Annotated in this window: 7 protein-coding genes and 2 pseudogenes; 6 read left to right on the top strand and 3 right to left on the bottom strand. The window is 67.7% G+C overall.

The features are described from left to right. Positions 1 to 100 precede the first annotated feature (100 nt). Both ACGFYN_RS47310 and ACGFYN_RS47305 read left to right on the top strand, forming a co-directional pair. Positions 101 to 955 carry an IS701 family transposase gene (locus ACGFYN_RS47310; protein ID WP_393872163.1) on the top strand — a complete coding sequence of 285 codons (855 nt, stop codon included), beginning with the start codon at positions 101 to 103 and terminating at the stop codon, positions 953 to 955. 298 nt (positions 956 to 1,253) lie between these two features. Beyond that, positions 1,254 to 2,414: pseudogene (locus ACGFYN_RS47305) on the top strand (RNA-guided endonuclease InsQ/TnpB family protein). Here the strand turns inward: ACGFYN_RS47305 and ACGFYN_RS47300 are convergent. Both ACGFYN_RS47300 and ACGFYN_RS47295 read right to left on the bottom strand, forming a co-directional pair. After that, entirely contained in the window at positions 2,370 to 3,017 is a 648-nt protein-coding gene (locus ACGFYN_RS47300) for a TetR/AcrR family transcriptional regulator (RefSeq protein WP_393872162.1), read from the bottom strand. The pseudogene ACGFYN_RS47305 and the gene ACGFYN_RS47300 overlap by 45 nt on opposite strands. Before the next feature lie 42 nt (positions 3,018 to 3,059). Next, complete coding sequence (locus ACGFYN_RS47295; RefSeq protein WP_393872161.1) at positions 3,060 to 3,440, bottom strand: hypothetical protein; 381 nt, start codon at positions 3,438 to 3,440, stop codon at positions 3,060 to 3,062. A 97-nt stretch (positions 3,441 to 3,537) separates the two neighbouring features. Between ACGFYN_RS47295 and ACGFYN_RS47290 the strand changes: the two genes are divergently transcribed. Both ACGFYN_RS47290 and ACGFYN_RS47285 read left to right on the top strand, forming a co-directional pair. Beyond that, on the top strand, positions 3,538 to 5,784 hold the full coding sequence (locus ACGFYN_RS47290; RefSeq protein WP_393872160.1) for an arylsulfatase: 2,247 nt from the start codon (positions 3,538 to 3,540) through the stop codon (positions 5,782 to 5,784). A 222-nt stretch (positions 5,785 to 6,006) separates the two neighbouring features. Further along, complete coding sequence (locus ACGFYN_RS47285; RefSeq protein ID WP_393872159.1) at positions 6,007 to 6,171, top strand: hypothetical protein; 165 nt, start codon at positions 6,007 to 6,009, stop codon at positions 6,169 to 6,171. Between the two features lie 246 nt (positions 6,172 to 6,417). Here the strand turns inward: ACGFYN_RS47285 and ACGFYN_RS47280 are convergent, their stop codons facing one another. Beyond that, positions 6,418 to 7,056: an SAM-dependent methyltransferase gene (locus ACGFYN_RS47280; protein WP_393872158.1), complete on the bottom strand. Its 639-nt coding sequence runs from the start codon at positions 7,054 to 7,056 to the stop codon at positions 6,418 to 6,420. A gap of 202 nt (positions 7,057 to 7,258) precedes the next feature. Between ACGFYN_RS47280 and ACGFYN_RS47275 the strand changes: the two are divergent. Both ACGFYN_RS47275 and ACGFYN_RS47270 read left to right on the top strand, forming a co-directional pair. Next, positions 7,259 to 7,400: pseudogene (locus tag ACGFYN_RS47275) on the top strand (IS701 family transposase); the annotation flags it as partial. A 718-nt stretch (positions 7,401 to 8,118) separates the two neighbouring features. Continuing rightward, on the top strand, positions 8,119 to 8,250 hold the full coding sequence (locus ACGFYN_RS47270; RefSeq protein WP_393872157.1) for a hypothetical protein: 132 nt from the start codon (positions 8,119 to 8,121) through the stop codon (positions 8,248 to 8,250). Positions 8,251 to 9,152 lie beyond the last annotated feature (902 nt).

Raw genomic sequence — 9,152 nt, 5'->3', positions numbered from 1 at the left:
CGACCCCACGCCGTTCATCTGGACCAAGACAGCCGAAGAGATCCTCGACTCCCTCGCCCGCCTCTGCCGACGGATCTCTGGCGCAGGACACTAGTAGGGCTTGGTCATCTTCTCTTGTGCGTGCGTGTCTACCGCTCTACGAGCGTCGTTGATACCTGAGGAGATGGCCAGGGTCCGGGAGGACCTGGAGGCGTTCGCGGCGGAGTTGTTCGACGGGTTCTTCCGTGCGGATCAGCGGCGATGGGGGCAGGCGTATGTGCGGGGGCTGCTGCTGGATGGCCGGCGTAAATCGGTGGAGCCGATGGCGGCCCGTCTCGGTGAGGACGGTAACCGTCAGGCGCTGGCGCACTTCGTCACGTCCAGCCCATGGGATCCGGCGCATGTGCGGGCCCGGCTGGCCTGGAGGATGCACGAGGCGATCGGTCCGGAGGCGTTGATCGTCAACGACACCGGCTTCCTGAAGGACGGGGACGCCTCGGCGTGTGTGTCGCGGCAGTACACCGGCACCGCGGGCAAGGTCACCAAATGCCAGGTCGGGGTGTCGCTGCATCTGACCACCGATCATGCCGCGGCCGCGATGAACTGGCGGCTGTTCCTGCCCGCGTCCTGGGATCCTGCCTCCCCGGAGGCGGATGCGGACAAGGTCACCCGCCGCAGCCGCTGCGGCATTCCCGCCGGAGTGGGGCATGTGGAGAAGTGGCAGCTGGCCCTGGACATGATCGACGAGACCCGGTCGTGGGGCATCGACATTCCCCTGGTCGTCGCGGACGCCGGCTACGGCGATGCCGCCGCTTTCCGCCACGGCCTGGAAGAACGCAACCTGCCCTACGCGGTGGGTATTTCCTCCCGCCATACCGCCCATCCCATCCAGCCGTCGCCCGGCCCGTCCAGCCCGCCTACGCGGGCACCGGCCGGCCACCGGCCATGCACTATCCCGAGTCTGCGCAGACCATGAAAGACCTGGCCATCGCGGCGGGGCGGGCGGCTGCGAGGCCGGTGTCCTGGCGGGAGGGCTCCCGGCCCGGCACGTCGATCAGCGGATTCAAGCGCATGTACTCGCGGTTCGTGGCCCTGCGCGTGCGACCGGCCGGACGCGGGGTCCTCAAGCCAACGATGGTACTGAGCTGCCCGAACGCTGGCTGCTGGCCGAGTGGCCGGCCACCGAACCCGAACCGGTGCAGTTCTGGCTGTCGAACCTGCCCTCCGGGATGCCGCTGGCCACGTTGGTGCGACTGGCCAAGCTGCGCTGGCGCATCGAGCTGAGCGCGCTGCTGCACCTAGGGGCGCGCGTGGACGCGTCCGCGCCGGCGCAGCTGGACAGGATGCTGACCGAGGCCCGCGACCCGGGCGGGGTGGCTGGCTGAGGGTGCGTCGGTGCCGCAGCAGCAGGTGATCCGCGACTTCGCGAAGTCCCGGGCCAAGGCGCTCAAGGACATCCAGGCGCGCCTGCCGGTGCGCCGGCGGGCCGCGATGCCGAGGTACAAGAGGAAGCGTGAGGCGCTGCCCAGCCTGAACTACACCCGGCGCGGGTTTCGCCTCAAGGACGGGCGGCTGCAGCTGGCCGGTGAGATCGTGGTGCGGCCGGTGTGGTCGCGCGCGCTTCCCACACCCCCGTTGTCGGTGCGCGTGTACCGGGATGCGGTCGGTCACTGGTGGGCGTCCTTCGTCGTCGCGGCCCAGAGCGAGCAGCTGCCCGAAACCGGACGGGTGATCGGGATCGACTGGGGCGTCAGCGAGACCGCCACCACCACGTCCGACGACCACGATCTTCCCCACCCGCAGCACGGGAAGAGCGCCGCGCAGAAGCTGGCCCGCTATCAGCGGATGATGGCCCGGCGCCGCCCCGCGAAGGGCCAGGCCGCCTCGCACGGTTATCGGGAGGCGAAAGCGGCAGACCGCCAAGCTGCATCAGAAGGTGGCCCGGCAGCGGCAGGACACCGCCCGCAAGTGGGCCAAGCGCGTGGTCCGCGACCATGACGCCCTGGCGGTGGAGGACTTCCGGCCCAAGTTCCTGGCGAAGTCCACCATGGCCCGTAAGGCGGCCGACGCGGCGATTGGTGCCACGAAGCAGGCCCTGGTGGAGATGGCCCGCAAGCACGGGCGCATCGTCCACCTGGTCCACCCCGCGCACACCACGATGGACTGTGCGCAGTGCGGCGCGAGAACCAAGCACGCACTCCCTCTGTCCGAACGAACCTATGCCTGCACCGCGTGCGGAACCGAGTCCCCCCGGGACAAGAACTCCGCGCGCGTGATGCCGGTCCGGGCTGGTCTGCAACCCGGCTGGTGCTGATCGTGCAAGACCTGCGCGCCCGCCGGGCCGCAGGCAACGTGAGCCAGAAATCCACCCCGTTCACGGAGTGGAGACGTCAAAGCTTGTCGTGCGTTGCCGAGGAGACCGGGGCGGTCAGTAAGGCGACGGCCGCATCGACCAGGTCCGCTGCCAGCAGCTCGCGGTCGGCTTTGGTCCTGACGCCGCGGCCGAGCTGGATCTGCCGTTCGTGATGGGCCAGGGTGTGCACGAACAGGCCGATGAAGAACTCTAGCCGGTGAGCCTGCACCGGCGTGGGCAGCTCGTTGATGCAGGCGTTGATGCGCGTGAGGAGCTGGTGGAGGGCGCGGGTCCATGCCTCCGCCGCCAGATCGTAGGGCGCCACTCTCTCCACGTACAGCGCGTTCGCCACGAAGCGCAGGAACCAGCTCGGTCGTTCGAGCCTTTCGATCATCGGCCGCACGAACACCTCGACCAGGGCGGGCAGGGCCTGGCCAAGTCCCTGGTCGTCGAGCTCGGCCAGCCGCCGCATCTGTAGATCGTTGGTCGGCCCGAGCCGGTGCTGGTAGATAGCGGCGACCAGGCTCTCCTTCGTCCCGAAGTGATAGGCGACCGCGGAGGTGTTCCGCTGCCCGGCCACCGATGCGATCTCGCGCAGGGACACGGCGTTGACACCCCGCTCCGCGAACAGCCGTTCGGCGTCCTCGATCAGACGGGTCCGGGTATTGCCTGCTTCAGTCACCATCCCAGTGTGCATCCCAGCTAACTCGCGTGCGTTAACCCGGGTTCACTCTCGTCCTGGCGCAGGTCCGGGGGCGGCGTTGTGGACGAGCGGGCCGCCGACCGCGACCGACACGGCGACGGCGACGGCGGTGAAGATATCCGCGTGCGAGGTCCAGGCAGTCAGCAGGAGATCCAGGGCGAGCGCGGCCGCGACCAGGAGGATTTTGGCCATGACCAGTCGCCGGAGCGGGAGGTGGCCGGTGTGGTTCAAACGGCGGCGGAGCAGATGGATCAACGGCGGAATGATCAGGACAGCGGCCAGGAGGCGGAGCGCGTGCTGCCAGGCGGGCATGTCTCCGCCGAGCATCCAGGCGCCGCCGACGGCGAGGCCGATGAACGCGTAGACGAGGGCGATCTGGCGGCGGGTCGGGGTGGTCTCGGTCATCAACGCTCCCTTGCGGCGGGTCAAGGCGCCCGTTACCGTACCCCACGTTTAACGCACTTGCGTTAGGCGCTGGGCCGCGCCGAGCGAAGGAGCTACCGTGCAGGAACCGAGCAGCAGCCGCGTCCCCGGCAGGCCCCGCGCCTCCCGTATGGCGCCGGACGTGGTCGTGATCGTGCTGGACGACCTCGGTTTCGCGCAGTTCGGCGCATACGGGTCGGACATCGCCACGCCGAACGTGGACCGGCTCGCAGCCGGCGGATTGCGCTACACCCGGTTCCACGTCACCGCGATGTGCTCGCCTACCCGCGCGAGCCTGCTGACTGGCCGCAACCACCACGCCGTTGGCATGGGCTTCCTCGTCGACCTGCCGGTCGACCGGCCCGGTTACTGCGGCCGGATCCCGCGTTCGGCCGCACCGCTGCCGCGCGTCCTGCGCGACGCCGGCCACTCGGCCATGGCCGTCGGGAAGTGGCACCTGACACCGCGCTGGGAGCGGTCGGCATCCGGGCCGTTCGACACCTGGCCGCTCGGGCTGGGCTTCGAGCGCTACTACGGCTTCCTGCAGGGCGATGCCAACCACTGGGCACCCTGGCTGATCAGCGACAACCACTACGTCGAGCCGCCCGCCGGGCCGGAGGACGGCTACCACCTCACCGAGGACCTCGTCGACACCGCGCAGCGGATGATCCTCGATCAAAAACAGGCGACGCCAGGCAAGCCGTACTTCCTCTACCTGCCGTTCGGAGCGATGCACTCGCCGCACCACGTCGCCCCCGAATGGTGCGAGCCCTACCGAGGCAGGTTCGACCACGGCTGGGAGCGCTGGCGCGAGCAGGTCTTCGCCCGCCAAGTCGCGTCCGGGATCGTCCCAGAGGGCACCGTGCTGCCCGAACGTCCGCCGTGGATCCCTTCGTGGGACGAGCTGGGCGCGGAAGAGCGGCGTGTCTTCGCGCGCATGCATGAGGTGTACGCAGGGTTCCTGACCCACACTGATGCGCACATCGGCCGGCTGCTGGACTTCCTGCACCGCATCGGACGCCTGGACGACACGCTCATCGTGGTCATGTCCGACAACGGCGCGAGCGCGGAGGGCGGGCAGATCGGCACCCCCAACGAGCACCGCTTCTCGGCTCGCATGGGCGACACCCACGACCGCAACCTCGCCGCGCTGGACGAGTGGGGCGGCCCGGGCACCTACCCGCACTACGCCTGGGGCTGGGCGTGGGCGGGCAACACCCCCTTGAAGCTGTGGAAACGCTACACATGGCTCGGTGGCACCCGCGTCCCGCTGATCATGCACTGGCCGCGCCGCATCACCGCCCACGGCCAGATCCGCGGGCAGATCGTGCACGCCGTCGACCTGATGCCGACGATCCTGGAGGCGTGCGGCGTGCCCGCCCCCGAGTCTGTGGACGGCACCCCGCAGCAGCCCGTCGACGGGCGCAGCCTGATCCCCACGTTCGACGACCCGGACGCGCCAGCGCCCCGCCGCACGCAGTACTTCGAGATGCTCGGCTCCCGGTCGATCATCCACGGCCGCTGGAAGGCCACCACCGACCACGTCTCTCGCGGAGTCCTGGACGAGGAACACCTGATCCGCGGCAGCCGCGACTTCGCCACCGACCACTGGTCGCTGTTCGACCTGGGCACCGACTTCGCCGAGGCCGTCGACCTCGCCGACGAGCACCCGGACATCGTCGCCGACCTGCAGAAGCGCTGGGACGCCGAGGCAAAGCGAAACAACGTGCTACCCCTGCAGGACTCACTCCAGAACCGGCTCGCCCACATGATCTTCCCCCCGTATGGGTTCCCCCAACGGGCCGTCTACCGGCCCGGCGCCAGCCCCGTCCACGACGAGTCACTGCCCTTGCTGACCAGCGGATTCACCCTACTCGCCGACGCCGAGATCCCCGACGGCGGCGCCGAGGGTGTGCTCTGCGCCCTCGGTGACCACATCGGCGGGTTTGTCCTGCACGCCGCTGGCGGGCACCTCACCTTCGCCTGCTCGCGCGCCGGCGACCTGGACCGCGTCACCGCCCTTGGGACGCTGCCGCCCGGTCGCCATCGGATCGGCGTCTGCGTCCACGGCACCACAATCACCCTGCTTCAGGACGGCCAGGAGATCGCGGCCGGACGGCTCGGTGGCCCGTGGCCCAGCGCGTTCCAGCACGGCGGTGCCGGCCTGCGCATCGGCCACGACCGCGGCCTCCCCGTCGACGACGCCTACCGTCCTCCCGCCCACTGGAACGGCGTCATCCGACAGGTCGAGATCGACACTTCCCCGCCCCCCTCCCTCGGACCCAACCCGCAGGAGGGCCTGCGCACCGCCCTCCACAGCGACTGACCCCAGGAAAGCGGACATGGACATCGAACTCCCCGACAGAAAACTGACGCGGACGGGAGAGCGTCCCGCGCCCGAGCCAGCCTCTGGCAGCGGCTCCACGAAGTTCTGCTTGGAGCCCTGGCACGTGGCCCGATCTAACACCACAACCTCAGCGCCGCCCGCCAAGCCATCACCACCGGCTTCGAGGTGGACGAGACAGCCGAACTCCTCTACCGGGCGTAGATGCGCCTCGAAGCCGCCCGTGGCAACCGCAGCGGCCTGCACACCGCCATCACCCGCATCCAACACGTCAACGCCGCACTGGACTGCTCCCTCGAAACGGAAACCATCCAGCTCATCAACGAACTGCTGACGTCCATCCCCCGCGACGAGGTAACCAGCCGATGACGCCACCACCGGCCTCACCCATCCACGTACAGGCAGACCCCGCCTCGCCGCGCCCCACATGCACCAGGCCCCCGCCCCACGCCATCTCCACCAAGCCGTCCGGGAAGCCGCCCGCTCGAACCGAGACGGCACAGCCGCGCCCGGTCAATCCACACCCCCCGACCAGCCTCCTGAACAGGAAAAACCTGCACGATCACACAAACTTGACCCGATCAAAACGGCTTCGCCCGTCCAAGCCTCCTCGTTTCAGTCGCGGTACAGACGGTTGAGGTCGAATGCGCGCGGCGCTATCAGCTGACCTGAGCTGTCGGCGGTGACCTCGATCAGCAACACGGGCGTTCCATCCATGTATTCGAGGGGTACGGATCCCGCTCTGTCTGCCGCCGGCTCTGGTAGGACGGCGTGCAGGCTGCCGTCGCGGGACACGCTGACGTCGAGCAGCACGATCTTTCTCTCGAAGGTGACCTTGGCCTTGACATACATGTCGTTGTCGGCGCGGCGGAGCCAACCGTCCCCGTCTTTTACCTCTCGCGCGGCAGGCGGTGGCGCGGGGGGTGGCGCCGGCGCCGGAGCCATGGCAGCCTGCCCGGCGGCCTGCGGCTGTCCAGTGTTCAGTCTGTCAGGCTCGTTGGTGGCCAGGCCTGAGCCGAGGTCGAGGAATTGCCGGATGCCCTGATGGAGCAGAAAGCGGACTGCTCGGTGGAGAAAGGCCCGATTCGCGCGCAGTACGGCAGGCAGGTCCGGCATCATCTCGGCGATGGTGCGAGCGACCTGCCTGTCGGCCTCGGTCTTGTGGCGTCCACCGAGGAAAAAGTCGTATACGCGGGCGATGCTGGGCCGGGTCAGATCAACGGCTGCTGGCACCGGGCCAAACTCATTATCCACAAGCACTTCCTTCGATCACCTCACCCAAGAGATGCACATACCATCCCCCGTTTCGTTGCAGCCTTTGTGCTGCTCCTGAGATGATTTTGGCGTGGCGGGGATGATGCGTCCGGCGGGTCGACGTCCGGGCGGGATCGCGCGGGCACCTAGTAGGACTCCAATACGTCTGTCTCTCGGTCCTGTTTGGGGGCATGTTGAGGGTGTGGACGCACATGAAGTGAACCGTGCTCGGGCGAAGTCGGCATGTTCGTAGCTGATGTGTTCGCCTCGGTGCCCCGGAAGGATCAGCGGGCCAAGAGCGACTGGTGTCTGCGGGGCTGATGCTGGACGGGCGGCGCAGGTCTCGACGACGGCCGAAGCCTGGCCCTCGGCCGTGGACGCGGTCGAGGTGCAGATGCGCGAGCTGCTGCGGGAGACGCCGGGCGAAGCTCCGGCGGCCGATTCACTCGGAGTGAACGGAGCGGGCCCTTTATATTGATCAGGAGCGTTGTTGACACTTGCTGGCTTGGTTATGGCGAAGACCTCACGTGGGGTGCAGGCGTCGAATCTGCGCCACACGGAGGTCTTCGTGTCCCATCTTAATGCCTCGCTGATGCTTCGGCGGGCTGCGGATCGAGCGTGTCGCTACTTAACTCCTCCCACCCAGCCAGCCGGATCCTGAGGACCGGCCCGGCATATGATCAGCCCTTGACTCGCGGTCCAGAACATCCGGCGCCAGGCGGCTCGAAATGGTGCGGATCTGCATGCGCCCTTCCCCCAGGCTCCGCGACAGCATCTTCTACCGGGCTCTTACCGCCGCTCATGCTGGGTCATTCGCGTAATCGGCCCTGGGGCAGCTTCCGTAGCAATTGTCAATCAAGCAGAAATTACCTTCCTGAACCGCCGGGTTCGTGGGGACCAGGCCGTGGGAGGGCCGACGCGGAGGACCCAGGCGGAGCGCCAGCGCGCGCGGGACGGTCTTCGTCGCGGTGTTCTTCCACTCGTTGGTTCTTTCCCGTCCTGATGCTCAAGACTTGGAGTGACCAGCCGTTGTAGGTCGGACCGCCGATCAGGAAGAGCAAGGTGCCCACCACCAAGGCGATCACGCCCAGCGAGAAGCCGAGCGTCTCCAGAGCAATCATGCAGCCTCCTCATTTCGCGTCGGTCAAGGTGTCCGTAGGCAACCGCAAGAGCCGCCGTCGCCGCCTCTTGTGACAATCCTTGGCATTTGGTGGATCGAGCCAAGAGCCGGATGCCGCACACCTGGGAGATGCGCCCCATCGACCAGGGGGTGTGATGCCCTGTGCTAGCCGGGCGGTGACGCCAACTGTGAGGCCCTGATCGATACACCGGGTCAAGGGCCGCTCCCAGGCAGCGGGTATGGGATTTGAACCCACGGCGACTGGCGCCACGAAAGGTTTAAGATTCTTGACTCAATAGTTGCATCACAAGCCCATCAGATCTACCGGGGAACCACGGGGTAAAACATCTGAGCCTGCCGAGGCCGCTCGTGGCCGTTCGCCCAAGTCAGCGGCCCAACCAGTGACCCCATTTCATCCCGTGCTGCAGGGGCGAAGGAGGCGACCCGCCGCGACAGCAGCGTCTGCCGTCGGTATCCAGGGCGAGGCCGTGACGGTGGCTCTTGCCGTTGTCGATCCCTGCCCATATCCGGCTCATCGTGCTCCTGACATAACTTGTTCGTACTGTGCATGCCATGAACGACCTCGCCGGCATTGCTCTACGCAGCGACTTGGTGGCGCTTCCTACGCAATTCGACCCGTGGTGGCCGGGGCGTGGCGGACGATGGACTGGCGGATCCTGCATCCGGCGTCGTCGGTCATCGTGGCCGCTCAGGCCGGTGAAGAGGCGACTGTCGCTGGCAGCCGAGTTGTACACCGGTATAGGGGTCAGCCCGCTCAACCCCCTGGAGCCGTGACGGTCTGGCGTCGGCCGCCGCGAGAGTAGCAGTGCGCGGCCTGGCAGTGCGTGCGACGTCGGGACGGGATCGGTCTTGAAAGACCCTCTGTCGTTGCTCTCGTAAGACTGACCCCCAGGTGCTCCCGCAGAATTAACCCCCTTGAGCATCTGGAGGGTGCTGAAAGTGGAGGACTGGGCCG

This window comes from Streptomyces sp. NPDC048419, from assembly GCF_043200415.1.
Taxonomy (GTDB): Bacteria; Actinomycetota; Actinomycetes; order Streptomycetales; family Streptomycetaceae; genus Streptomyces.
Note: the sequence above shows the minus strand (reverse complement) of the source record. Positions and strands in the feature narration are given on the sequence as shown.

Bases quoted from the DNA above. Each gene is read 5' to 3' on its own strand.
- ACGFYN_RS47300 (WP_393872162.1), bottom strand. From the start codon at position 3,017: ATGGTGACTGAAGCAGGCAATACCCGGACCCGTCTGATCGAGGACGCC.
- ACGFYN_RS47295 (WP_393872161.1), bottom strand. From the start codon at position 3,440: ATGACCGAGACCACCCCGACCCGCCGCCAGATCGCCCTCGTCTACGCG.
- ACGFYN_RS47285 (WP_393872159.1), top strand. From the start codon at position 6,007: ATGCGCCTCGAAGCCGCCCGTGGCAACCGCAGCGGCCTGCACACCGCC.